Source organism: Bacillus sp. JZ109, from assembly GCF_053903135.1.
In genome coordinates, this window is the sequence record NZ_CP096388.1 from 363,661 (window position 1) to 388,630 (window position 24,970).

24 protein-coding genes and 1 pseudogene are annotated in these 24,970 nt (G+C 45.4%); 12 read left to right on the plus strand and 13 right to left on the minus strand.

Going from position 1 to position 24,970, the window contains the following annotated elements:
* Nucleotides 1-65: 65 nt before the first annotated feature.
* The 3 genes from M1D94_RS01900 to rapF form a co-directional block, all read right to left on the minus strand.
* Nucleotides 66-545: a hypothetical protein gene (locus M1D94_RS01900; RefSeq protein ID WP_015714892.1), complete on the minus strand. Its 480-nt coding sequence runs from the start codon at nucleotides 543-545 to the stop codon at nucleotides 66-68.
* Between the two features lie 252 nt (nucleotides 546-797).
* Nucleotides 798-917, minus strand: coding sequence for a phosphatase RapF inhibitor PhrF (gene phrF, locus M1D94_RS01905; protein WP_085185514.1), 120 nt, complete (start codon nucleotides 915-917; stop codon nucleotides 798-800).
* Nucleotides 901-2,046 carry a response regulator aspartate phosphatase RapF gene (gene rapF, locus M1D94_RS01910; protein ID WP_021480843.1) on the minus strand — a complete coding sequence of 382 codons (1,146 nt, stop codon included), beginning with the start codon at nucleotides 2,044-2,046 and terminating at the stop codon, nucleotides 901-903. Before rapF ends, phrF begins: the two co-directional genes overlap by 17 nt.
* Before the next feature lie 229 nt (nucleotides 2,047-2,275).
* Here rapF and M1D94_RS01915 point away from each other — a divergent pair, with 229 nt between their 5' ends.
* Nucleotides 2,276-3,631, plus strand: a complete 1,356-nt coding sequence (locus M1D94_RS01915) for a YncE family protein (RefSeq protein WP_015250986.1) — start codon at nucleotides 2,276-2,278, stop codon at nucleotides 3,629-3,631.
* Nucleotides 3,632-3,669: 38 nt separating this feature from the next.
* On the plus strand, nucleotides 3,670-5,046 hold the full coding sequence (locus M1D94_RS01920) for a YncE family protein (RefSeq protein ID WP_416042660.1): 1,377 nt from the start codon (nucleotides 3,670-3,672) through the stop codon (nucleotides 5,044-5,046).
* Nucleotides 5,047-5,051: 5 nt separating this feature from the next.
* Here the strand turns inward: M1D94_RS01920 and albG are convergent, their stop codons facing one another.
* The 9 genes from albG to sboA are packed head-to-tail and all read right to left on the minus strand — an operon-like array spanning nucleotide 5,052 to nucleotide 11,989.
* On the minus strand, nucleotides 5,052-5,753 hold the full coding sequence (gene albG / locus M1D94_RS01925) for an antilisterial bacteriocin subtilosin biosynthesis protein AlbG (RefSeq protein WP_456270397.1): 702 nt from the start codon (nucleotides 5,751-5,753) through the stop codon (nucleotides 5,052-5,054).
* A complete protein-coding gene (locus M1D94_RS01930) occupies nucleotides 5,750-7,030 on the minus strand; it encodes a M16 family metallopeptidase (RefSeq protein WP_456270398.1) in 1,281 nt (426 codons plus the stop codon). Before M1D94_RS01930 ends, albG begins: the two co-directional genes overlap by 4 nt.
* A 4-nt stretch (nucleotides 7,031-7,034) precedes the next feature.
* Nucleotides 7,035-8,195: an antilisterial bacteriocin subtilosin biosynthesis protein AlbE gene (albE, locus tag M1D94_RS01935; protein WP_456270517.1), complete on the minus strand. Its 1,161-nt coding sequence runs from the start codon at nucleotides 8,193-8,195 to the stop codon at nucleotides 7,035-7,037.
* On the minus strand, nucleotides 8,185-9,495 hold the full coding sequence (gene albD, locus M1D94_RS01940; RefSeq protein ID WP_456270399.1) for an antilisterial bacteriocin subtilosin biosynthesis protein AlbD: 1,311 nt from the start codon (nucleotides 9,493-9,495) through the stop codon (nucleotides 8,185-8,187). The genes albE and albD overlap by 11 nt, the downstream gene beginning before the upstream one ends.
* Nucleotides 9,488-10,207 (minus strand): ABC transporter ATP-binding protein, encoded by a 720-nt coding sequence (locus M1D94_RS01945; RefSeq protein ID WP_072175631.1) that lies wholly within the window; start codon nucleotides 10,205-10,207, stop codon nucleotides 9,488-9,490. Before M1D94_RS01945 ends, albD begins: the two co-directional genes overlap by 8 nt.
* Nucleotides 10,204-10,365, minus strand: a complete 162-nt coding sequence (gene albB / locus M1D94_RS01950) for an antilisterial bacteriocin subtilosin biosynthesis protein AlbB (RefSeq protein ID WP_003222006.1) — start codon at nucleotides 10,363-10,365, stop codon at nucleotides 10,204-10,206. The genes M1D94_RS01945 and albB overlap by 4 nt, the downstream gene beginning before the upstream one ends.
* A gap of 12 nt (nucleotides 10,366-10,377) precedes the next feature.
* Nucleotides 10,378-11,724: a subtilosin maturase AlbA gene (albA, locus tag M1D94_RS01955; RefSeq protein ID WP_015714887.1), complete on the minus strand. Its 1,347-nt coding sequence runs from the start codon at nucleotides 11,722-11,724 to the stop codon at nucleotides 10,378-10,380.
* 24 nt (nucleotides 11,725-11,748) lie between these two features.
* On the minus strand, nucleotides 11,749-11,901 hold the full coding sequence (gene sboX, locus M1D94_RS01960) for a bacteriocin-like protein SboX (protein WP_010886632.1): 153 nt from the start codon (nucleotides 11,899-11,901) through the stop codon (nucleotides 11,749-11,751).
* Nucleotides 11,858-11,989 carry a subtilosin A gene (gene sboA, locus M1D94_RS01965; RefSeq protein ID WP_003222002.1) on the minus strand — a complete coding sequence of 44 codons (132 nt, stop codon included), beginning with the start codon at nucleotides 11,987-11,989 and terminating at the stop codon, nucleotides 11,858-11,860. The genes sboX and sboA overlap by 44 nt, the downstream gene beginning before the upstream one ends.
* Before the next feature lie 312 nt (nucleotides 11,990-12,301).
* Here sboA and M1D94_RS01970 point away from each other — a divergent pair, with 312 nt between their 5' ends.
* From M1D94_RS01970 to fnr, 4 genes are all read left to right on the plus strand, one after another.
* A complete protein-coding gene (locus M1D94_RS01970) occupies nucleotides 12,302-12,730 on the plus strand; it encodes a DUF1934 domain-containing protein (RefSeq protein ID WP_003243604.1) in 429 nt (142 codons plus the stop codon).
* The gene (argS, locus tag M1D94_RS01975; RefSeq protein ID WP_021480835.1) at nucleotides 12,727-14,397 is read left to right on the plus strand and encodes an arginine--tRNA ligase; all 1,671 of its coding nucleotides are present in this window, start codon (nucleotides 12,727-12,729) and stop codon (nucleotides 14,395-14,397) included. Before M1D94_RS01970 ends, argS begins: the two co-directional genes overlap by 4 nt.
* A gap of 135 nt (nucleotides 14,398-14,532) precedes the next feature.
* Nucleotides 14,533-15,720: a nitrate transporter NarK gene (gene narK, locus M1D94_RS01980; RefSeq protein ID WP_014478287.1), complete on the plus strand. Its 1,188-nt coding sequence runs from the start codon at nucleotides 14,533-14,535 to the stop codon at nucleotides 15,718-15,720.
* Nucleotides 15,721-15,818: 98 nt separating this feature from the next.
* The gene (fnr, locus tag M1D94_RS01985) at nucleotides 15,819-16,535 is read left to right on the plus strand and encodes a fumarate/nitrate reduction transcriptional regulator Fnr (RefSeq protein WP_021480833.1); all 717 of its coding nucleotides are present in this window, start codon (nucleotides 15,819-15,821) and stop codon (nucleotides 16,533-16,535) included.
* Between the two features lie 31 nt (nucleotides 16,536-16,566).
* Here the strand turns inward: fnr and M1D94_RS01990 are convergent, their stop codons facing one another.
* The gene (locus M1D94_RS01990; RefSeq protein ID WP_161619171.1) at nucleotides 16,567-17,286 is read right to left on the minus strand and encodes a YwiC-like family protein; all 720 of its coding nucleotides are present in this window, start codon (nucleotides 17,284-17,286) and stop codon (nucleotides 16,567-16,569) included.
* A 143-nt stretch (nucleotides 17,287-17,429) separates the two neighbouring features.
* On the opposite strand from M1D94_RS01990, the gene arfM reads away from it, so the two are divergent.
* From arfM to M1D94_RS02020, 6 genes and pseudogenes are all read left to right on the plus strand, one after another.
* Nucleotides 17,430-17,906: a Crp/Fnr family transcriptional regulator ArfM gene (gene arfM, locus M1D94_RS01995; RefSeq protein WP_003243032.1), complete on the plus strand. Its 477-nt coding sequence runs from the start codon at nucleotides 17,430-17,432 to the stop codon at nucleotides 17,904-17,906.
* A 190-nt stretch (nucleotides 17,907-18,096) separates the two neighbouring features.
* Nucleotides 18,097-21,783 carry a nitrate reductase subunit alpha gene (locus M1D94_RS02000; RefSeq protein WP_456270400.1) on the plus strand — a complete coding sequence of 1,229 codons (3,687 nt, stop codon included), beginning with the start codon at nucleotides 18,097-18,099 and terminating at the stop codon, nucleotides 21,781-21,783.
* Nucleotides 21,773-23,236: a nitrate reductase subunit beta gene (narH, locus tag M1D94_RS02005; RefSeq protein ID WP_456270401.1), complete on the plus strand. Its 1,464-nt coding sequence runs from the start codon at nucleotides 21,773-21,775 to the stop codon at nucleotides 23,234-23,236. Before M1D94_RS02000 ends, narH begins: the two co-directional genes overlap by 11 nt.
* Nucleotides 23,237-23,261: 25 nt before the next feature.
* Entirely contained in the window at nucleotides 23,262-23,816 is a 555-nt protein-coding gene (gene narJ / locus M1D94_RS02010; RefSeq protein ID WP_456270402.1) for a nitrate reductase molybdenum cofactor assembly chaperone, read from the plus strand.
* Nucleotides 23,813-24,484, plus strand: coding sequence for a respiratory nitrate reductase subunit gamma (gene narI / locus M1D94_RS02015; RefSeq protein ID WP_003242665.1), 672 nt, complete (start codon nucleotides 23,813-23,815; stop codon nucleotides 24,482-24,484). Before narJ ends, narI begins: the two co-directional genes overlap by 4 nt.
* Before the next feature lie 186 nt (nucleotides 24,485-24,670).
* Nucleotides 24,671-24,876, plus strand: a pseudogene (locus M1D94_RS02020) (YitT family protein); the annotation flags it as partial.
* Between the last annotated feature and the right edge of the window lie 94 nt (nucleotides 24,877-24,970).

Sequence of the window (24,970 nt, forward strand, 5' to 3'; positions counted from 1 at the left end):
TTATTTTTACCTTAAAAAGCGATCTTACATGTTTAATGTAAGATCGCTTTGTTTTGAGAAAGCTATTAATAGATTGTGTAATTTCCCTTAGGTTTTACGCTGTCAGGACTCCAATCAGTTGAGAAGGAATCACTGCTGCGGCTGTAACCGCCAAACCTTACGGGTACATTTCTCCCGTAATCTTCAACAGCAGTGTTGGAAAATAAGTATGTATGACCCGGGTGTACTGTTCCTTCGTGAGTTCCACCACCGGATACATTGTGCCAGTCGCGCCCGCCAGAGTGAACGTTTTTATCTGCCTCTGCCCATACATTAAATTTACCTCCATCATCTTTCTTTAGGAGATGCATATACATGTAGCTTCTATTTTGTTTTCTTCGAGCAGTTGTATAGTCGTAAGGGCTGTACCATCTGAAAGTAAAATGCACCCTTGAATCGCTCGTATTTGCTTTTGCATGAACCGCCTGTGTAACACCCAGTGAGGAAACTGCGATCCCAAACATGATGATGAGTAAACTAATCCTTTTTTTGAATTGAACTTTCAAAATAAATCCTCCATTTTTAAACTCCAATTGAAGTGATACTGAACTTAAGTCATATATATATTAGTTCAAAAAAAAGGAAAAGTAAACATATTTTTATTTTCATATAATAAAAATTATCTTGTTTCCTATGTTTGTGGGTTAGGTAACCAATTTAAATTAGTTAGTAATAATATTTAGAGATTCAAAAAATAAAACTTTTGTCCCGATTGTGTATTTAACAAAAAAACAACCGGTGAAAACCGGTTGTTTTCATTAAATCATTCCTCGTTGTGCAACTTCAATTTGGTGTGTAGGTGCATTTGCAATAGTTGTTGCCACGAACACAGTGCTTAGAGCCAGACAAAAGAGTAATAGTTTAGACTTCAATTTCATACAAACTCACTCCTCCTTGAATAAGTTGCCTTACTTGTTCCACCTTCAAAAAATAAGCAGAAGCTTTTTGAAAATTTTTACGTTCATGATAATATTTTGCCACATCAATAGCGAAATCTTCAAGATCAGCATACAACATTTTACTTTCGAGAAAATTAAAAAATCCTTGAATTGCTTCTTCATCCGGGCCTGATAAGTATAAAGATTTCAAAAATTCAAACTCTGATAAATATATTACATCTCCGGCCTTTTGTGAATAAGCCATTCCCTTACTATGATATTCATGAGCTTTATCCATTTTTCCTAATTTATAATGGATCTGTGTAATTAAAAAATACGCTTGAGGTAAGGAAGGAAGAATATTTGATTCTTCAAAAACAGCTATTGCTCTTTTGAAATAAGGTATGGCATCCTCATATTGGCTTTGGCTGTTTTTACAAAGCCCGATATTGTACAAAGTTCTTCCCATTAATTGGGGCTGCTTTTCAGCTTCTGCCATAGAATAAGCTTTTTGAAAATGTGAGATGGCATCCTCATACTGTTTTAAATCTAAAAAATTGGTGGCAAATAAAGAATGACACTGCAGCAATCTTATATTATAAGCTTCATTTTCTTTGTATATTTCATATGCTTGCCGTGCATAGTCCATTGAAAAATACGTTTGTTTCATATAGTAATAAGATTCAGACATCTTAAAGAAAAACTCAGCTTTCTCTATCCGATCCTTAACGAATATCAGCTTGCTTTCGGCCTTTTTGAAAAATTTAATAGCCGACAGATATTCCCGCTGGTCCAGCTCATACATGCCTCTGAAGAAATTAAAATAGTACTCAAGCAGACCAGTTAAACGAGCCTGTTTTTTATCAATCTCAAGCAGCAGATCAGACAGTCTCGGCTGTTCCTCAATCCTCATTTTTTCTAACGGTTCAAGGTACTCAAGCATTAGGTTGTGCCGAAACTCCATCAGTGAATAGTACAAATGAAGGTCTTGATCTTCTTCCATTTGATCCAGCTCTTGCTTGATTTCTCGTCGCAAATATTCTGCATCGGGTATGCTGAATCGGCGTATGTACATATACCATTCGTTAATCTTTTCTCCGATGGAAGAAGAAGATATGACACCTGTCACGTTTGCAAATCCCTCCCTTCATAATTCTATATATGTCATATTTTATCATCAACATTCTTGTGAGAAGCGCAAAAAAACCGCAATTTTTTCTTTCGTTACACCGCATGTTGGAGGAAATACTTTTTAAAAACCACTTTTACCCTCGGCAATTTGTACAAGCAAACACATTCACCTTCCATATTCTGTTGTATCTGCGTGAGCAGTGTATGTCTGAAAAGGAAGTGAAGGTATGAGAAAAAATAAGCTTTCCTTTAAAGAAAAAGCAGGAGCAGAACAAGAAGAGTGCTTATGTTTTTGTGAGGGAGAAGCAAGCCGAGAAGCCATGTTTCAAGCGCCGATTGAATTACCTGAAGGGTTTGTCGTTGATCCGGCTGAAGCTGTTGCAAACGTGACGTGGAATGCAGACAGCCTTTCTTGTGTCAGTGACCGTTGCTTAATTCAAACGGGGCCAGAGCCTGATGAGGTCGGTGTTCAATTTGCAGTGCGCCTGCAGGGAACCGTTACGCTACTCGTCAGTGTCTCACCTGTGCGAAATCAATATGGACAAGGGGACGGGGCTGTTTCCGTCATTCACAATGCAGAAATCGATCAAGTCGTCTATTATTCCGATGAACCGGATGATTGCCCGGATATCAGTGACATCACGATTGAGAACCTTGTTGTTGTTCCGCCGTTTTACGGCAGTCCTTTATCGGTGACGGGGACGATTGTGCTTGTACCGGAGCCGGAACCCGTCTACGCGTTTACAGCGAATCCAAATGATCAATCAGTTTCTGTGATTGATACAAACACCCATACTGTTGTGACAACGATTGCTCTTCCGTACAATCCGGCAGGTATTGAAATTACGCCAGATAAAAGCGCTGTGTTTGTCTTACATCCCAACAATAATGTGATTTCTGTCATCGATTATGACACATTAACAGTGACAGCAACTATATTGCTGGATCAGCCGCCTCGATTGATTAGATTTATCCCTAATCATGAGTTTGCTTATGTTTTCACCGGTACTGCCATTTATGTGATTGGAATTGATACGTTGACTGTTGAGAGGTCTATTCCTGTAGAAGGTTTTGATATTGCAATTGACCCCAATGGGTTGTTCGCCTATGTTCTTAATTTTGGGTTAGTGCAAAAAGTGGACTTATCTACCGGTGAAGTCTTAGGAACGATTGAACGAGAGCTTATCGTATCATCCATAGAAACAGATTCTACGGAGCGGTATGCGTATGTATTAGAACAAGAATTCTTATTCAATTATTTGACGGTTATTGATTTAAATACGTTTACGATCAGGGATACCCAAGAGCTGGAGCCTGACGGGCTATATGTAATGTTTACGAGTGGATCAGAGGTGTATTTACATGACAGCTTCACTGGCAATTTATATTCTGTCAGTCCGAATGGAGCAGGTGTAATTGGAAATCTTCCGCAATCAGCAACAGACTATGCGTTTACCCCGAATGGCGATTTTCTGTATGCAACTCGTTTTATAGAGCAGAGCATCATTGTTTACAACACAGATGATTATTCTGAGGAAACTGTGATATCTCTTGGGGTTTCACCGGGTGCCATTACGATTTAACCGCTGCATGTTGTGCATTTCTAAAAGGACGTGAAATCATGAAAAAGAATGATCTTTCTGCTTTACAGGAAAATTGTTTCTGTTTTTGTGATGAGGAAATTAGCCGGGAAGCGCCGTTTCAAGTGCCGATAGATTTCCCTGAGGGCTTCAAGGTTGATACGGCCGAAGCGTCAGCGGCTGTTACATGGAGTACAGACAATTTGTCCTGTATCAGTGAGCCTTGCTTAATCCAGACTGGGCCGGAACCAGAAGATATCGGTGTTCGATATGCTGTGAGAGTACAAGGGACCATTACGCTTCTTGTCAGTGTGTCGCCTGTGCGAAATCAATATGGACAAGGCAATGGGGCGGTTTCTGTGATTCATACTGAAGAGATTGATCAAGTTGTTTATTATGCAGCACAGTCTGACCGCTGTCCTGATTTTAGTCAAATGACAGTGGAAGATCTGCTCATTGTACCGCCTTTCTACGGCAGTCCGCTTACGGTGACCGGGACACTTGTTTTACCGCCATCACCAGACCCTCAATCGTATGTGTTTACTGCCAATACTGGAGACAGCACGGTTTCGGTTATTGATGCAGATTTAAACACTGTTGTAAAAACAATCCCTTTTTCTGACGTGCCAACTAATCTAGGCGTTACTTTCGATAAAGCATTCACGTATGTCCTCCATGGAAATACCAACCTTGTCTCAGTGATTGATAATAAAACATTAACCATCATAAATACCATTACTGTTGGAGGAGGGCCGAGAAAAATCGAATTTGATCCAACAGATGAGTTCGCATACGTGATGGCCGCCGGATCTATATATGTGATTAACACGGCCTCTCAATCGGTCATTGATGTCATTCCGATACCCGGCGCTTTAGACTTTGCTCTTGATCCGAATGGACAGTATGTCTATACCGCTAATGGAAGCAGTTGGTCGGTTGATAAATATGATGTAAATACTGGGCAGTTGGTAGAAAGTATCATAGATTCATTTGAATTTCCCAGTTTAATTGCAACTCCTTACGCTGGAAATTTTGCGTACGTGTTGAATGGTGAGCTGTGGCCGAAAGGTGTAACGGAGATTAGTTTGTCACCATTAAGCAGGGGAGGGGACTTCAGCCGTTTATTTGAAACGCTGATGACGATTGTATTTTCTCTCGATAGTACTAGAGCTTATTTTCTAGAGCCATATAGTGAACCGTTTCTCATTAATAACTTATATGTAGTTAATACGGCCAGACAGAGGATCATTGCAAACGTGTCTCTCCCCGGCGCCTTTGACCTCGCCGTAACGCCGGACAAACAGTATATTTATGCGGCACAGCCCAACGACAATGCTGTGACCGTGTACCGCACAAGTGATTATACAGCCGTGACGGTGATTCCGGTTGGCGCAGGTCCGTCTGCGATTGCGATGTAGCTATTTTATAGATCAAGAGAAGCGGTGCTGCGATAAGAGAATCGTTTATAAATAAATGATCCGATTTGCTGAATGGCAGCCAGGATAATCAGAAACAGCAGTTCACTTATAGAGAAACTGAGCATCCACCAAATCCCGGCTGCTGCCAGTGCTCCCGCAAACACTTTTCTGAACAGTCTGCCGTGCCGGAAAAGCTGCCGCAAATACGTTCGCATGCAAAACAATAAATACAGGATCAGTAGCATCGCAAGTCCCATTGAAAAGGCAGGGGGCGTATGAAGGCGGAAAGGGACGGCTTTAACGATTTCGAACATGCAGCCGAATATGATGACTTGGCACAACACGGCAGCCATCACGTATGTTTGGCGGACGTTTTTATAGCTGTCACGCAGCGATTTGACGTCTTCTGCATATCGGCTGCACAAGTTGTGTTGCTGAAAGTCACAGCAGCTTTGATGAGACTGTGTGAGTTTCTGAAAAGCTGCTGTCATGTTTTTCACGGATTGGGTGACATAGTGAAGATAGAGAAAAGCAGGCAGCATCAGGAGGGCAGCGGTACAAGCCAGCAGTCCGAGCCGCACAGCATCATTGTTGATCATCTGTACATATTGGGCGGCGGCTTCGGCAAAGGCCTGAACCCAGCCGAAGGAATAAGCCGCCATACCTATAAGCAGCAATAAAAGGGTAAAGACAGTGTTTTTTTTCATTGTCTGATCGCCTCTTTCTGAGAAATGTGAATGATCGCTTTGTTAGAAGATGCCATTGCATCAATGAGAGACAAGAAAACCTGCGCATCCATATCTTGAATGATGTGGTACATGTCAAGAAACGAGCAATCGCACCTGTCACACTCGGCTGCCCACTCGAAGCATTTACGCACATAATCGCTGTCATAAATGATCGCGTCTGTCAAAGAGTCCTTGCCGTATTGAAGCCAGGCGGCAACCTGTTCTTTCTTCTGTGTGACATAGTATGAAGCCACATCGATATAAGCTGAAGAATGGGTCCCTTGACTGTGAAGGATCAAGAAACCGCCATCCTCATATATATAAGTCTCGGCTGACAAGCGATCGATTTCCAGACAGTACGTTTGCTGAATCTCTTGAAAAAACGGTGAATCTAATTGAAATAGAATACGAGCCGCGATATCCCAATAAAGCTTTATCGACAACAGATCGTTTTGCCCGGGAAGTGCGCCGATCTGTAATCCGGTCCAGGTATCTTCCATCCGCTCCTCATCACCCAGCACCATTTTTTGTGAGAGGGCTGGAGGGCATGCCGGGATGATTTTTCTTTCAGCATGATAATCCGGACGCTTTTCCAGCTGGAGGTGAGGAGGCAAAAGCGTTTCTGTATTTTCTGAGCCCCCAATCAAAAACAGCGTCATCCGATGGGCTTGGTAGGCAGCCTTATAGGCTTTTTGTAAATCATTGATGTCAAGCGCCTCAATATCTTCGATTCTGCCTGCGGGGAAAACGGCAGCTGGTGAGGAGGGAGAAAGCATGCTGATCAGCTGATAATGATATGAGAGCTGATGGTTAAGGTGTGCTGTTTGAATTTCGCTTGTAATCACAGCTTTTTCCTGAGCGACAATCTTCTTGTCAAATGAGTGGTTCCATAAAGCATCAAGCAGGATGGGGATCGTTTGTCTGAGCCGATCCGGTAATGAGGTAAACATGAAATTGGTATCGGTGTAGGTAGTGAATGCGTTTAAAAGCGCGCCATGCGCAAAAAAATCACTGTACAGATTGCGGCCGTTATGCCAGAAGAGAAGATGCTCTAAAAAATGTGCTGTGCCATACGGAAGCAGTGTATCACCGGATTCTGCCCGTATACATACATCCCGGCTTCCGAAATCGATTTTTACATTGCACAGCCGCAGGTGGGCGCGGGGGAATTTCAATCTGAATATTTTTAGTCCGCTGTCTGTGTATCTGATATCGGTTCGTTCATCCAGCTGTTGAAAAAAGGCTTTCTTTTCCATCTCTTCATCCCCTTACTACATGAGCTCCGATATAATTGATGGTCGCTATGAATTGCAATACATCACGGCATGTAACCCCTGAGATGCCATCCAGCAAGGCTTCTTTCGTGCAGGAGAAGCGGCGCAGGATCCCCATATAGGCCAATAGACCTTCGGGAGAATCGAATTGCAGCAGCAATTCATTGCGTAAAAACTGCTTTGCCTGTTCTAGTTCCCGCTCATCTGTATGAAAAGCTGAGACAGCTTCCAAAACGCGCGGGGGAATGTCTTTCTCATGAAGCTGATCTGTACATATTGAAACAAGCAGCAAATTGTTCATGACATCGTAACGGGTGATAACGTGATAGACTGCCAGATCCTTCTCTCTGAAGTGCTTGAATAAAGCGGAATGGCCGTACTTTCCCAGTAATCCGTCTATTAGCTGTATTTTGATATAATCGCTGGCATCTTTCATCTCTCCGCAGTCAAATCCGAGTGTCAAGACGGAAGGACCTGCAGCGCTGCGTGTCTCTGTTTCAAAAACATGCCGGTTTACGGGTATTCTTCCGGACGTTACAGCGGACGTTTGCGGGGCATGTCCCCGAACATCACATGCTTGTACTTGTCCCAATATGTTCAGCTGTTTTTGTTGGGACACTAAATCAACGATAAAGTCCGTTGCGTCGAGAAACCGTTTAGGATGAATCGCCTTTATCCTGTCTCTCCGGCCAAACATGCCTGTGCCGTACATCGGGTTTCCGAAGACCTCCTCAGCCAAGCGCGCCGCCGAGTAGGAGAAGGGATCAGTGAATTTCTTTTCGATTCTCAGCAGCAGCTCATTCCTGGCCTTTTCAACTGCTTCGAATGAAAGAGAAGAAGGGAAAGACAAGTCTGCAAAAGTTTTCAGCAGGGCGTCAACATGAAGATTCCCGTTATATAATGGGTGAATCAAACGGGTCCCGCAGGTTTTCAGCTGCTGATCAAAAAAGAGATTCGCTGAGTACATGAAACGGCTGCCGGCAGCATAACCAAAAGCGTCAATGATTTGCTCCTTCAGGTATGCGGCGGCGCCGTAAAAATAAATTGTTTCTTCCTCAGGTTCCACCGCGCTTTCGATTGGTTTCAGAAAGCTCGCGGCGATTGAAATAGTTGAAAATTGATGAGTCTTCAGCAGGTTAACTTCCAAGCCGTTCTCTTTTGCTTGTATCAAAGAAACCACCATCCTGTTTTTGCAGGTAATAGACTATGACCAGACCGGCTATCGGAATGACCGCCAAGGATACAGCGGTGCCGGCTAATGTGGCTAAGAATAGGGGAAGACAAAACAGATAAGACCGATATTTTGAGAAACCGCTCCATAGCTGCTGCTCCGTCTGCCAGCTGAAGGAGGGCCTTTTTTCATCCGCAGTTAACCTGATAAAAGCTCCCGCCAGCAGCAACTCAATGCACTGCAAAAAAGTGAGAACTGAAATCGGACGGCCGCTGATGAAACCCACAATCATCACGACAAGGAGAAATCCGCCTGCCAATAGGCCTGAATAAAAGCGATATTTCGCCCAAAACATCGTTTTCCGCTTGATCGGAAGCGTGATGAGCAACATCCGGTCATTTTTTTCAATCGAGTACAAAAGGGCGATCGGCGAGCAGATGAGCAAAAGCGCGGAAATCACGATATAAATCACTTGCTGATTGAAGATGCCGGTGTTCATCATCTGGAACGAAAAGAAGCCGCTGAATACCGCCATTACCGCGTAATTTAACAGCATCGCTTTAGAAGAGATAAATCGGTTCCATTCTCTTTTGTAAAACGAAAATTCAGATCGCCGCATAAATGAATGCATCTTGCCCTGCTGCGGAGGCGCCTGCAGAAGGACAGGAAAGTCAATGATCACCGCCCACAGCATATGAACCGCGCAAAGCGGAAGCGTGGCGGCCGGCATCAAAGCGACGCTGAGACATACACAGGCGAATATCGCCGCATGCAGCAGAAACATCCAGTTCTTCTTTTTGACGAAGTGGTTGCTTAGCACAACTCCGAAAATAATGGAGTAAACGGTAAAAAACGAAAACCTGCCGAGCCAAAACAATGTTTGCGCCCCTGACAGCGTTCCGTTTCCAAATAAGAACAGCGGTAAAATAAAAAAGAATAAAGTTCTTCTCAAACAGGTATCGACAAACAAAACGACACTCTGGGCGAGCCAAAAGCTCCGTGAAGAAATCGGCAGCAGGCAGCTCAGTTTCATATAAGATTCCTTCCATTGAGATGTCACGGAAAGAAACACCATATATGTGTTCATCAAAAGAAGCGCGAGTATGATATACGTTTTGCGCAACACCGATTCATCAATGCCGGCCTGGCGGATCAGCCCGATTTCAAACACGGCCAGAATGACAAGGCCTGCGGCAATGCGGATGGCGTTCTTTTTCCCTTGCCGGCTGTAAAGCTGTTTGAACAGCAAAGACATGATGGGGATTATGTTATTCATGGCCGATCACCTCGAAAAATTCCCGCCGCAGATCGGTCTCCTCTCCAATCGGAATGACCTTTTGGATCTGTTTGTTGTGAAGAATAGCCGCATAATCACAAAATCTTTGCACGACATCGAGCAGATGAGAAGAAAACAAAATGGTCCCGCCTGCTTCACAGTACTCGCGCATTTTCTGATAAAAAACCTCTATCGATTCCACATCCAAACCGACGAGCGGCTCATCCAAAATAAACAGGGGAGCGCGCAGCAATAAGCCTGTCATCAATACAACCTTTTGCCTGTTCCCCAAGGACAGCTCCGAAATTCTCCTGTTGGTGTATTTCGAAAAATGAAAGGCCTCGGCCAAACTGGCAAACTGCTGCTCTGAAAAATCCTTTTGATAAAGCGAATGGACGAAAGACACATAGTCCTTCGCCGTAATTTCTGTAAATAGCAGCGGGTAATCGGCGGCGAAGTAACGGTGAGTCTTCAGCTGATCTGATGTTTTCTGCGGCATGCCGGCCTCCGCTTCAATTCCGCACAGTGTAAAGCGCCCGCTGAAATTGCGGTTCACGCCTGTCAGCGTATTAATCAGTGTCGTTTTTCCGGCGCCGTTTACCCCAAGCAACCCGTAAACGGCGCCTTTTTCTAAATGTAAATCCACTTGTTCTAAGATGACGTTGTCCCGTTCATACCAAACGGATACATCGTGTATATCCAAAATGCTCATCGCGAGTCAGCCTTCCGCGCGCGCATCCCGAACAGAATGGCAATGGCAATGAAAATCAGCGTAAACAGATAATCGCTTTTGACAAAATAGACGACTGCGCCGATGACAAAGATAAATGAAAGGATATACAGTAAAATTCTTCTTTGTGCTGGTGACAAATCGTTTCCCTCCTAAATAAGCTGGACCACGTCTTCTAATTGTTCATTTTTCGCCCAAGAGCAAATGTTTTTTCGGTGATATTTGTTAGAGTTCAGCCCTTTTAAGTAACAGCCTCCGCAATAGCCGCTGAACGGGCATTTGTCTTTCATGCAATGTTCGCTGAACCGCGGCGCTTGCGCTTGCCACAGTTTATGGACGAGAGGGGAGTTAAAGATGCTTTCATAGGAATCATGAAAAATATTTCCCAATGAAAATTCCTTTGGAAAGAGGGCGCAAGGACGTACTTCGCCGAACGGGCTGATCACAATGGACTTCCAGCCAGCGCCGCAATTTGCCGCGCGTTTTCTCTCATAAGGAATAATCGGAATCAGATCTTTAAACTCATCAATCACATTTTGCTCGTATTCCATAAACTTGCGGTGCTGCTCGGCGTCTTTCGTTGGATGGACAATATCCCTGCCTCTTCCGAAATCGTCAACCCAATTGTAAGAGAACGCCTTCGCCCCGAGATCCCGAACCTTTTGGGCCATATCGTGGATTTCCCACATGTTTTTTTCGAAGACAGACATGGCGACTCTGACAAATATACCGTGGTCACTCAACAATTTTATCGTTTTACAAGTTTGGGCAAAAGAGCCTTTTCTCCCTCTAAAGGAGTCATGGACCTCAGAATTGACACTATCAAGAGAAATGCCGACGATGATTTTTTGCTTGTAAGCCTTCAAAAGCTCCAAACTCTCTTTTCGCATGAGTGTTCCGTTTGTTAAGACAGCGACTTTTTTGAACTTTTTACACACATAGTCAAGAATCTCATTGGCGTTTGGATGGACAAAAATTTCTCCGCCTGTGATTTCGCATGTCAATACACCGTTATCAAACAGCATATCAGCCGTTTTTTTGAATTGCTCAATCGACACGGTGCCGAGCGCTTCAGGTGAGCTTTCCAAATAACAGTGGGCGCATTTCAAATTACAGCGGTGCGTCAGTTCAAAGGTGGCGTGGAGCGGCATCGGAAATTCATTGCTTCCGCTCGTGGTGATTGTATGGCGGCTGGCCCGGTTTCCAAGCTGAATAACCTGCTTGTTCTGGAGCATGTTGAGCATGTCGTAATACCAATCTTTATGGTCTTCCGGTGATTCATCATACACTGCACATTGCTCAGCTAAAATCTGCTCAGCTGTTTTTTGGCCATCCATGCGCATGCAGAGCTCGTAAGCCGTTTTGTTGAGATCCAAATACTCAAAGTCAGAAATGGAGACATTATCGCGCAAGTAGTCGATTTCTAACACGCCGCCCTCAGGAAGCTGGTGAACTCTTACACTTTCATTAATAAATGGAAACATCTGCTCTATAAACAAAATACCATCCCCTATACATATGATTCAAATGAAAAACGGTTGTGTATGTATATCCAAGAGGTAGATTTTAGTTAAAAATTGTAATTTACTTAAAAAGGGCATAGTAGAATGACTATGCCCTTTTGGGAGATCCTTACCCCCATAGACCGAATAGACCTGTTGCACCGGCAATTTCAAAATCAGGGATAGGACCGTCCACTAGACAAGCGGCTCCGATCGAGCATGTTGCACAACCTTTGTTTTCTACAATGACAGCTTTTTTCATAATTGAATCCTCCCTTTTTTTGTTTTTCTAGCAGATCTATGTTGTACTTTTATCTTAAAACTATCAAATTACTAATTCAATACATATAATTTGAAAAAAATGTGAAAAGGAAATGATAGATTTCGGAAAAATGTAACATTTCCTAAAGGTAATTAGTGATATGATTTTCTCTTCTATATAAGGAAATGCTTTTTATGAGGTTTATCTTCAAATCTGATGAGCAATGATGGTAAGATAGAAGCAGTTGAAGTTTACAAACCGAATGATTATACTATTCAAGTCAAAGTGGAATGATGAAAAGGACGTGTCAGAATGAAGCAAGAGACACCGATAACACTCCATGTGAAGTCTGTGATCGAGGATGACGGAAACCAAGAAGTCATCGAATTCCGCACCACCGGATTTTACTATGTAAAACAAAATAAAGTGTATCTATCTTATTATGAAGAACACGACTTAGGCAAAGTCAAAACGATTGTGAAAGTAAGCGAAGGCGAAGTCCTGGTCATGAGGTCAGGCGCTGTCAAAATGAATCAGCGTTTCGTAACGGGAGCTTCCACAATTGCTAAATATAAAATGTCATTTGGTGAGCTTGAGCTGAAAACAAGCACAAAATCGATTCAATCTGATCTCGATGAAGAAAAAGGCCGTATCAGCATCGCATATGACATGCATGTCGGAGACGAGCAGGAGCATTTACATAATATGACGATCACGTATGAGGGAGGAACTCACGCATGAACATTGCGGAACAAATGAAGGACGTGCTGAAAGAAGAAATCAAAGCGGCCGTTCTGAAAGCGGGACTGGCTGAAGAAAGCCAGATTCCCAATGTTGTTTTAGAAACACCGAAAGATAAAACACACGGCGACTACTCAACGAATATGGCGATGCAGCTGGCAAGAGTCGCAAAAAAAGCGCCGCGCCAAATCGCTGAAGAGATTGTCGCTCATTTTGATAAAGGAAAGGCTTCGATTGAAAAACTGGATATCGCCGGCCCGGGTTTTATCAATTTCTATATGAACAATCAGTATTTAACAAAGCTGATTCCGTCTGTACTGGAAGCAGGGGAAGCATACGGGGAAACGAACATCGGAAACGGTGAACGAGTTCAGGTAGAATTCGTATCAGCGAATCCGACGGGAGACCTTCACCTCGGGCATGCGCGCGGGGCGGCTGTCGGCGATTCCTTGTGCAACGTGCTTTCAAAAGCGGGTTACGATGTAAGCCGCGAATACTACATTAACGATGCGGGAAACCAAATCAACAATCTGGCGCTTTCTGTTGAAGTCCGTTACTTTGAAGCGCTCGGATTGGAAAAACCGATGCCGGAGGATGGCTACCGCGGCGAGGATATCATTGCGATCGGAAAGCGTCTCGCTGAGGAATACGGTGACCGTTTCGTTAACGAAGAGGAAAGTGAACGCCTCGCGTTTTTCCGTGAATACGGCCTGAAATACGAGCTGGACAAGCTTCGCAAGGACTTGGAAAACTTCCGTGTGCCGTTTGATGTGTGGTATTCCGAAACTTCACTGTACCAAAATGGAAAAATCGACACGGCGCTTGAAGCGCTCCGCGAAAAAGGCCATGTCTATGAAGAAGACGGCGCGACTTGGTTCCGTTCCACGACGTTCGGCGATGATAAAGACCGCGTATTGATCAAGAAGGACGGCACGTACACGTACCTGCTTCCTGATATCGCGTATCATAAGGACAAGCTTGACCGCGGCTTTGATAAGCTGATCAACGTTTGGGGCGCCGATCACCACGGCTACATCCCTCGTATGAAAGCGGCAATCGAAGCGCTGGGCTATGAAAAAGGAACGCTTGAAGTAGAAATCATTCAGCTCGTTCACCTTTACAAAAACGGCGAGAAAATGAAAATGAGCAAACGGACCGGTAAAGCCGTAACGATGCGTGACCTGATTGAAGAAGTCGGCTTGGATGCCGTTCGTTACTTCTTTGCAATGCGAAGTGCGGACACCCATATGGATTTTGACTTAGATCTTGCTGTATCAACATCTAACGAAAACCCTGTGTATTATGCACAATATGCGCATGCCCGTATTTGCAGCATGCTTCGCCAAGGGGAAGAGCTGGGACTTAAACCGGCGGCAGATCTTGATTTCAGCCATATTCAATCAGAAAAAGAATACGATCTGCTGAAAACGATCGGCGGCTTCCCAGAGGCAGTGGCGGAAGCAGCGGAAAAACGAATTCCGCACCGTGTCACAAACTATATTTATGATCTGGCTTCTGCTCTGCACAGCTTCTACAACGCAGAGAAAGTCATCGACCCTGAAAATGAAGAGAAGAGCCGCGCGCGCCTGGCTTTAATGAAGGCAACGCAAATTACGCTGAACAATGCGCTTCAGCTGATCGGCGTATCGGCTCCGGAAAAAATGTAATCACGATCAAAAGGGCAAAGTCTTCGGGCTTTGTCCTTTTTTTATGAGAAAAACGTGTGATGTAATTCACAATCCTGTTTGGCGAGTTTTTGTATGATAAGACTGATTATTGAATCATTGAAAGGGGCAAGCCAAATGATCAACCGTCAACACATTCAATTATCGTTACAGTCATTAAGCTTGGTGGCAGGGTTTATGGTTTGGGTGCTGATTTCATCACTCATTTCCCAAATCACATTAGATATTCATTTAAGCAAGGGTGAGATTTCTTTGGTGACGGCGATTCCTGTGATCCTCGGGTCGCTTCTCCGCATTCCTTTAGGGTATTTAACGAACAGGTTTGGCGCGCGGCTCATGTTTATGGTCAGCTTCATCCTGCTTTTATTTCCTGTATTTTGGATCAGTATCGCGGACTCTCTGTTTGATTTAATCGCAGGCGGCTTTTTCTTAGGGATCGGGGGAGCGGTGTTTTCCATTGGAGTGACCTCCCTCCCGAAATATTATCCGAAAGAAAAGCACGGTGTCGTCAATGGGATTTACGGTGCAGGAAATATCGGGACAGCCGTTACGACATTTGCAGCGCCGGTTATCGCTCAAGCCGTCGGGTGGAAATCAACCGTGCAGATGTATCTGGTTTTGCTGGCTGTCTTTGCCTTACTGCACGTTTTGTTCGGCGACAGGCATGAGAAGAAGGTCAAAGTTTCTGTTAAGACTCAAATCAAAGCCGTTTACCGAAATCATGTGCTATGGTTTCTGAGCCTGTTTTATTTTATTACGTTCGGTGCCTTTGTCGCCTTCACTATCTATCTGCCGAACTTTCTGGTCGAGCATTTTGGGCTGAATCCTGCAGATGCCGGCTTGCGGACGGCTGGCTTTATTGCGGTTTCTACGCTGCTCAGGCCTGCGGGTGGATTCCTGGCTGATAAAATGAGCCCGCTCCGCATCTTAATGTTTGTTTTTGCCGGGCTTACATTATCAGGTATTATCCTATCGTTCTCGCCGACAATTGGCCTTTATACGTTTGGATCATTAACCGTGGCCGTCTGCTCAGGCATAGGAAACGGGACTGTTTTTAAACTGGTGCCTTTCTATTTTTCCAAGCAAGCGGGGATTGCCAATGGGATTGTGTCTGCCATGGGCGGATTAGGCGGCTTTTTTCCTCCGCTCATATTGGCGAGTGTGTTTCAGGCAACAGGCCAGTACGCGATCGGGTTTATGGCGCTTTCAGAGGTGGCGTTAGCCAGTTTTGTCCTTGTCATATGGATGTATTGGCAGGAAAGAATGAAAACACACACGGAGAGAAACAGCCAGAGCATCAACTAACACTGGGGCATTCACAAGATTGTTAGTTTTTTCTCGATGGGTACAAATCAATTCACGTTACAATAAACACACAACGTGACTTTCTTCGAGGTGAGCTCATGAATTTTCTCTCTGTTCGACCATCTGATAGTGATCTTATTTCCAGCGATCTGCATGAATTGCTGGAATCGATCAGCACGAAAAGAAAAATGGAAAAACACACGTATTTGTTTCGAGAAGGAATGGATGCAGAAGAGCTTTATCTGATTCAATCAGGACTCATTGAAATCGGCAAGCTGACATCTGATGGAAAAGACCTGACGCTTAGAATCTGCCAAAAGCATGATATCGTCGGAGAATTAACACTTTTCACTGAAGAACCAAGGTATATGCTCAGTGCAAAAGTGCTAGAGGATGGCGAGGTGCTCGTCATTAATAAAAATAAGCTGGAAAAAGAATTAATCCAAAACGGCGCTTTGACATTTGAGTTCATGAAATGGATGAGCACGCACCTCCGGAAGATTCAGTCCAAAATCAGGGATCTGCTTCTTCATGGCAAAAAGGGGGCGCTCTATTCTACCCTTATCCGCTTATCAAACAGCTACGGAGTGAAGCGAAGCGACGGCATTCTGATTAACATTGTCCTGACAAATCAGGATTTGGCAAAGTTTTGTGCGGCTGCACGGGAAAGCATCAACCGTATGCTGGGAGATCTCCGCAAAAAAGGGGTTATTTCGATAGACGAATCCGGAAAAATTATTTTGCACAAGCGGGACTATTTACGATGTGAGATTGAGTGTGAAAATTGCCCGCTGGAGATTTGCAATATTGACTGAAAAAAACAAGGACAGCGGTGTCCTTGTTTTTTTACCTTGTCATAAAGAGGCACATGACGGCAAAAAAGAAGCAGGCATTCACGATTTCCAGAATGCCAATCGTTTTTACGGGCCAATCTCTTCCATGAAAAAACCATGCCCGCAAGCTGCTCGGGATAAAAGCGAGAAACGCCCATCCTGCTCCGAAAAGAGCGGATAAAAAGGGGAGCAGCAGGTGATATCCCCATGACCAGTATGCAAATGTCCTGTTTTTTCTTTCACGAATCACCGATTTCACATAAAAGGAACTCCCGATAAAAAATAAAGCAGACTGCAAGAAAATAAACCAAGCCCAGCCGTCGAGGGTTCCCATCCCCAGCCAGCAGCTCGCAAACCCGCCCGAACAAAAGAACAAGACACCTGCAACATCATTCAATAGGGCTCGTTCGTTTTTTCTGCGGGCAAAATACATATGTATGAGAAACAGCGGCAGTAAAGAAACGCCCATCCAGATGAGAGGCGGCTTATGAAAGACCGAGATCATCAAAAAGCAGCAGGCGGGAAAACCGTAATAACACATCCACTTTTGATATGGTTTGCTTTGTTTCTTTTTTAAGGCAAGCGTAACGGGATAAACCGCTAAGTATAGGAAAAGCCAGCCTAGGAAGAGCGGAATATGCCAAATAACGGGGCCTCCCTTGACCATGCCGAGTAAAAATGGGATCAGCAGCATCGCCCACGCGCCGTGCTGCTTCGGAATCAGCGCCTTCATCGAAATCCTCCTTTTTTCTTTCATTATAAATGCAGTCACCCTCCTGATAAGTGACATTCATCATACAGGCTGTGAAATACATCACTGCTGTACAGGCTCAGTCGAGCTACACTAAAGCTATCCTTAGCACAGGAGGTTTTCCTATGAATCAGTGTGACTATTTATTATTTCTGAAACAACTTCCTATGTTTAATGAAGTGCCTCTATCCATTGTCGAAACCTTGCTGAAAAACGGCACGTTTATCCGCGGCTCATGTGATCAGTCTCCATCTTTTCTTCATTCTCAATCTGTTTATATTGTATTAAAAGGCAGTGTCCGTTTTATGGACACAAGGCTCCCTGAAGGGTCGAAAACCGTTGCGCTGTGGGAAAAAGGCGATGTGTTTCCGATTGATGAAAAAGGCGGGCTTTATTTATCGCCCTTTATCTCAGTCAATGCCACTTCAGACATTCTGATTCTCAACATCCCATATTACATATTTAAGAAAATGATGTCTTATCATCCGCAGCTGCAAATGAACTTTTTGGCTATGCTTCAGCAAAATGTTTTTTGTTCCTATCAATTATTTTTGCGGTATCTGCATACATCACAGGATGAAAACGCCGAGCCCGGTTCTTAAATAGAGCCGGTTTTTTTGATCTTTGAAAGGCGGCTAATGACCCAAGCGTTCTGCCTGAACGCAGCCTTCCTTCTCCTTTGTGTGAACATTTTGTGAAAAAAGCGGAGTGTGTGACATAGTTCACAAGGAAACACGCTGTCTCTGTTTATAGTGAACTTAGCATCACCTGACTCGGAAGGAGTGAACTCTCATGAAGAAAAAGAAAATGAGTCCGTTGTTTAGGAGATTGAATTATTTCTCTCCTATCGAACACCATTCAAATAAACATAGCCAAACTACCCGCGAGGATCGCGATTGGGAGAATGTATACAGAAACAGATGGCAGTACGACAAAGTCGTTCGCTCCACCCACGGCGTCAACTGTACAGGGTCTTGCAGCTGGAATATTTATGTGAAAAACGGAATTGTCACGTGGGAAGGGCAAAATTTGAATTATCCATCAACAGGCCCGGATATGCCTGATTTTGAACCGAGAGGCTGCCCGCGGGGGGCCAGCTTTTCATGGTATATCTACAGCCCGCTGCGTGTGAAATATCCATACGTGCGCGGTGTACTGATTAATTTATGGCGGGAGGCACTGCAAGAACATCAAAATCCATTGGACGCCTGGAAATCGATCGTCGAAAACCCTGAAAAAGCGAAGTCCTATAAACAGGCGAGAGGGAAAGGCGGTTTTGTGCGCGCTGAATGGCCGGAGGTGCTGAAGCTGATTTCAGCCTCTCTGCTGTATACAGTGATGAAATACGGGCCTGACCGAAACGTCGGTTTTTCTCCGATTCCGGCCATGTCCATGATCAGCCATGCATCAGGCTCCCGGTTTATGTCGTTAATCGGAGGCCCTATGCTCAGTTTTTATGACTGGTATGCGGATCTTCCACCAGCATCCCCGCAAATTTGGGGTGACCAGACGGACGTTCCGGAAAGCAGTGATTGGTACAATTCCGGCTATATCATCACATGGGGCTCCAACGTTCCGTTAACGAGAACGCCTGACGCGCATTTTTTGGCGGAGGCCCGCTATAAAGGCGCTAAGGTCATTTCGATCAGTCCGGATTTTGCGGAATCCTCAAAGTTCGCGGATGACTGGCTGAGTATTCGCCAAGGGACTGACGGGGCACTTGCGATGGCGATGGGTCATGTCATTCTGCAGGAATTTTACGTGAACCAAGAAACTGAACGTTTTATTGAGTACGCGAAGCAATACACTGATTTTCCATTTCTCGTCACCCTGTCAAAAGAAAATGGCGTATACACAGCGGGACGGTTTCTGCATGCGAAGGACATCGGGCGGAAGACAAAGCATGATCAGTGGAAGCCTGCGGTTTGGGATGAACAAACAAGTTCATTTGCCATACCCCAAGGGACAATGGGATCGCGCTGGGACGGGCAGCAGAAATGGAACCTGCACATGATTGATGAAGAAACCGGGGAACCGATTGAACCCCGTCTCTCTGTGCTGGGAATAGAGGACGAAATCGGCACGGTGCGCATCCCGTATTTTTCAAATGACGGAAACAAAGTGCTCGAGCGGGATCTACCTATTAAAAAAATGAACCTGAACGGTGAAGAAACGTACATCACGACCGTGTTTGACTTGATACTGGCTAACTACGGCGTGAACCGGGGTATCGGCGAACGATCGGCTGTCTCCTATGATGATCCTGAGCCGTTTACGCCTGCCTGGCAGGAACAAATGACAGGAATCAAAAAAGAAGCTGTCGTTAAGATTGCCAGAGAGTTTGCTCAAAATGCGATCGATACAGACGGCCGGTCCATGATTATCGTAGGGGCCGGCATTAACCACTGGTTCAACTCCGACACGATCTACCGAGCGGTGTTAAATCTTGTTTTACTTGTAGGCGCCCAAGGCGTAAACGGCGGAGGCTGGGCCCATTACGTGGGGCAGGAAAAGCTCCGACCTGCTGAAGGGTGGCAGACGATTGCAACTGCAAAGGACTGGGAGGGCGTGCCCAAGCTGCAAAACGGCACCTCATTTTTCTACTTTGCGACAGATCAGTGGCGTTATGAGGACCAGCCGATCAGTGATTTGGCATCACCGATTGCTGCGTCATCCCGTTACAAGCACCACGCTGATTACAATGTGCTGGCCGCGCGGCTGGGGTGGCTTCCGTCTTACCCGACTTTCAATCAAAATGGCATCGATCTGTATAAAGAAGCTGAAAAAGCAGGGGCAGAAACACCTGAAGACGTTGGTGCGTACGTGGCCTCACAGCTCCAAGAGAAAAAACTGAAATTCGCGATTGAAGATCCTGATAATGAAGTGAATTTCCCAAGAAATCTCTTCGTATGGCGGGCAAATCTGATCTCGAGCTCAGGAAAAGGGCATGAATATTTTCTCAAGCATTTGTTGGGGACGACAAACGGCTTGATGAATGACGACAGCGACAGCATCCGCCCTGAAGAAATTAAATGGCGGGAGCAGGCGCCGGAAGGAAAGCTCGACTTGTTAATCAATCTTGACTTCCGAATGGCCGGTACGGCGCTGTATTCCGATATCGTGCTGCCGGCGGCGACATGGTATGAAAAACACGATCTCAGCAGCACAGATATGCATCCGTTCATTCATCCATTTGCTCCGGCGATCTCAGCTCCGTGGGAATCGAAGTCAGACTGGGATATTTTCAAGGCGCTGTCAAAAGCCGTTTCCGATCTGGCAGAAGAAGTCAATATGGAGCCGGTGAAAGAAGTGGTTGCGACGCCGCTCCTCCACGACACCATGCAGGAATTGGCCCAGCCATTCGGCAAAATCAATGACTGGAGCAAGGGCGAATGTGAAGCCATTCCGGGAAAAACGATGCCGAACATCCAAGTCGTTGAACGGGATTACAAACACATTTTTCATAAAATGACTGCACTTGGTCCGAACGTTGCTTTAAAGCCGAGCGGAACAAAAGGGATGAGCTGGTCAATAGCCGATGAATATGAATCACTCAAACAGAGATTGGGAGAAATCACCTCGGACAGTGTGGCAAAGGGATGTCCGAATATAAGTGAAGCAAAGCAGGCTGCAGAAGCGATTTTAACCCTATCATCCACTTCGAATGGAAAGGTCGCAGTAAAAGCATGGGAATCACTTGAAAACATCACAAACCTGAAGCTGAAAGACCTGGCGGAAGAACGCGAGGAAGAATGCTTTACGTTCGAACAAATTACAGCCCAGCCGAAAACGGTGATCACGTCTCCAGCGTTTTCCGGCTCTGAAAAAGGAGGGCGCAGGTATTCGCCGTTTACAACGAATGTTGAAAAATTAATTCCGTGGCGGACGCTGACAGGCAGACAATCCTATTATGTCGATCATGAACTGATGATGGAATTCGGTGAAACGATGGCGACATTCAAACCGATCCTTCAGCATCGCCCGTTTCTGAGCAAGCGGCCTGATCAAGAGGGAAAAGAAATCGTCCTCAATTATTTGACGCCGCATAATAAATGGTCTGTCCACAGCATGTATTTTGATTCACTGCCAATGCTGACGCTGTTCCGCGGCGGGCCAACCGTGTGGATGAATAAAGATGATGCAGAGGACACGGATATCAAAGACAACGATTGGATTGAATGCTTTAACCGAAATGGTGTTGTCGTCGCGAGAGCCGTTTTGTCTCATCGGATTCCTAAAGGAATGGCGTTTATGCACCATGCCCAGGACCGCCACATCAACGTGCCAGGAACAAAGCTGACGAATAACCGCGGAGGCACCCATAACAGCCCGACAAGGATTCACGTCAAGCCGACACAGATGATCGGTGGCTACGCCCAGCTCAGCTACGGCTTTAATTATTACGGTCCAACGGGGAATCAGCGCGACCTGAACGTCGTCATCCGCAAGCTGAAGGAGGTCGATTGGCTTGAAGATTAAAGCGCAAATCGGTATGGTCATGAACTTGGATAAATGCATCGGCTGCCACACGTGCAGCGTCACTTGCAAAAACACGTGGACAAACCGTTCCGGTGCGGAATATATGTACTTCAATAATGTAGAAACAAAGCCGGGCATCGGCTACCCGAAGCAATGGGAGGACCAGGACAAATATAAAGGCGGCTGGACATTGAAAAAAGGAAAGCTCGAGCTGAAATCGGGCTCGAAAACCAATCGGCTTGCAGGCCTTTTCTATAATCCGAATCAGCCGTCGATTGATGATTACTATGAGCCCTGGAACTATGATTATGAAACATTAACGAACAGCCCGCAGAAAAAACACCAGCCAGTAGCACGCCCGAAATCGTCCTTGACGGGGGATTTCATGAATATCGAATGGGGACCGAACTGGGAGGATGATCTCGCGGGCGGCCACATAACGGGACTTGAAGATCCCAACGTACAAAAGATGGAGGAATCGATCAAAACAGAATTCGATGAGGTCTTTATGATGTATTTGCCCCGTATTTGCGAGCACTGCATCAACCCGGCGTGCGTCTCATCCTGTCCATCCGGCGCCATGTACAAACGCGAGGAGGACGGCATTGTGCTTGTGGATCAAAACGCATGCCGTTCATGGAGATATTGCGTCTCATCCTGTCCTTATAAAAAAGTCTATTTTAACTGGCAAACGAACAAAGCGGAAAAATGCACACTCTGCTTTCCGCGTTTGGAGGCGGGACTGCCGACCATCTGCTCTGAGACGTGTGTTGGCAGAATCCGCTACCTCGGCGTCATGCTTTACGATGCGGACAAAGTGGAGGAAGCGGCATCTGTTGAAAATGAAAAGGATCTCTACCATTCCCAATTGGACGTTTTTCTTGATCCAAATGATCCTGAGGTTGCCAAACTGGCAAAAGAACAAGGCATTCCGGCTGAATGGATAGAGGCTGCGCAGCAATCGCCGATCTATAAAATGATCATTGACTGGAAGATTGCGCTGCCGCTTCATCCTGAGTACCGCACGCTGCCAATGGTGTGGTACATTCCGCCGCTCAGTCCGATTATGAATCTCTTTGAAGGAAAAGGCAGCCGGCAATCCGCGGAAGATATTTTTCCGGCTATCGACCAAATGAGAATACCGATAGACTATTTGGCGCAGCTGTTAACGGCCGGTGATACGGATCATATTCGGTCAACGTTAAAGAAAATGTCTGTCATGCGCCAGTATATGAGAGCGATCCAGACGAATAAATCAATCGACCCGAAACTGATCTCCAGTATCGGCTTAACAGAACAGCAAATTGAAGATATGTATCGGCTGCTTGCGATTGCCAAATATGATGACCGCTTTGTGATACCGAGCAGTCATCGAGAAGAAGTTTCAGATTTATATGCTGAACAAGGGAGCTGCGGCTTATCATTTTCAGGCGGCCCCGGCTCCTGTTTCTAACTTTTGATAAATGAGGTGTAACAAGATGAACACCACAGACCGGCAAATTACGTTCTCCGCTCTTTCCTCTCTTCTCTCTTATCCGGATGAAGAGTGGAGAGCCGAGATTCCCGAATGGAAGGCTCTTATCCATGAAATCGGCAACCGGCAAATCCGAGAGAAGCTGCTGCACTTTTTCGAGGCGTCAGCCAGCTTTTCACCGGAAGCGCTGATTGAACACTATGTCTATACGTTCGACTTTGGAAAAAAAACAAATATGTATGTCACCTACTTTAACTCGGGCGAGCAAAGGGAACGCGGCATTGAATTGCTGCATTTAAAAAACGCATACGAGCAATCCGGTTTTCTGCCGACAGAGAAAGAGCTGCCTGATTATCTGCCGCTGATGCTGGAATTTGCTGCGGCTGCAGAAATTGAAGCAGCGAGAAGCGTGTTTGAGAAATATCTGTCCAATGTGAGGGAGCTGGCATCCCGTCTCGAAAAAAATGACAGTATATACGCTGAACTGCTGCACGTGCTGCTGGCCGCGCTTGAAACCATCGGCGTACGTGAAAGCGTTGAAGGGGCTGTTCAGGCATGAGCGGGCAGATCCTCTGGGGTATTATGCCATACATTGTATTGACGATCTTTATCGGCGGCCATATTTACCGCTACCAGCATGACCAATTTGGCTGGACGGCGAAATCAAGCGAGCTGTTAGAAAAGAAAAAACTTGCGGCGGGCAGCACACTTTTTCACTGGGGACTGCTGTGCGTTGTCGGCGGGCATGTCATGGGGATTCTGATCCCAGAAGGCGTGTATGCTTCCCTTGGCATTTCAGAGCATATGTATCACAAAATGGCGATTGGCGCTGGCTTGCCGGCGGGCATTGCGGCATGTACCGGACTTGTCATCCTGACGTACAGAAGGCTGTTTGACAAAAGAATCCGCAAAACGAGCTCGCCATCCGATATCCTTACGCTCCTCCTGCTGCTGTTCATGATGCTGTCAGGCGTTGCGGCCACGTTTCTCAACATTGATTCGAAAGGATTTGATTACCGGACCACAGTCGGGCCCTGGTTCAGGGAAATCGTTTTGTTCAGGCCTGACGCCTCTTTGATGGAGAGTGTCCCGCTATGGTTTAAGTTTCATATTGTGATAGGATACGTCGTTTTTATCCTGTGGCCGTTTACGAGATTGGTTCATGTGTTCAGTCTGCCGCTCAAGTATCTGACCCGCAGCTACGTTGTATATCGGAAACGCTCGTGAAAATCCCCCTTGAAAGAGGGGGATTTTTTTATCTTGATGAAAACATAAGATATCTTCTGCCAAGGTAATGGCTGGGCGGCCGGGAATCCTGTTGTGTTTGTATTTGGAAATAACATCAAGAATAAAACGGATTTTACTCATTTTAAACCGGCGGAACAGAAGATTATGACTCAGCCTGATTAACTCCTTATTTTCTTTCTGATCAATATCCCGTTTTATATATTTTCTCTCATCAGAATGGGTATCAACTTCACTCTATCCACCGTATTTGCAGTCACAGCGCTGCCTCTTTTTCGGCGCTTGCCGGAGTGCTCAGCGGGTTCGGCCTGCCGCTCATGTTGTCACTCGGCGTTGCCAATAGTCTTGCTTTATTTCTGCAGAAACGATGCGGATGAATTCCTTGACAGTTAGTTTTCTCTAAACCTCTCCTCCTTCGGCGGAGAGGTTATTTACTTACAAGGTTTATCGATTAGAAAAAAGAGGTAA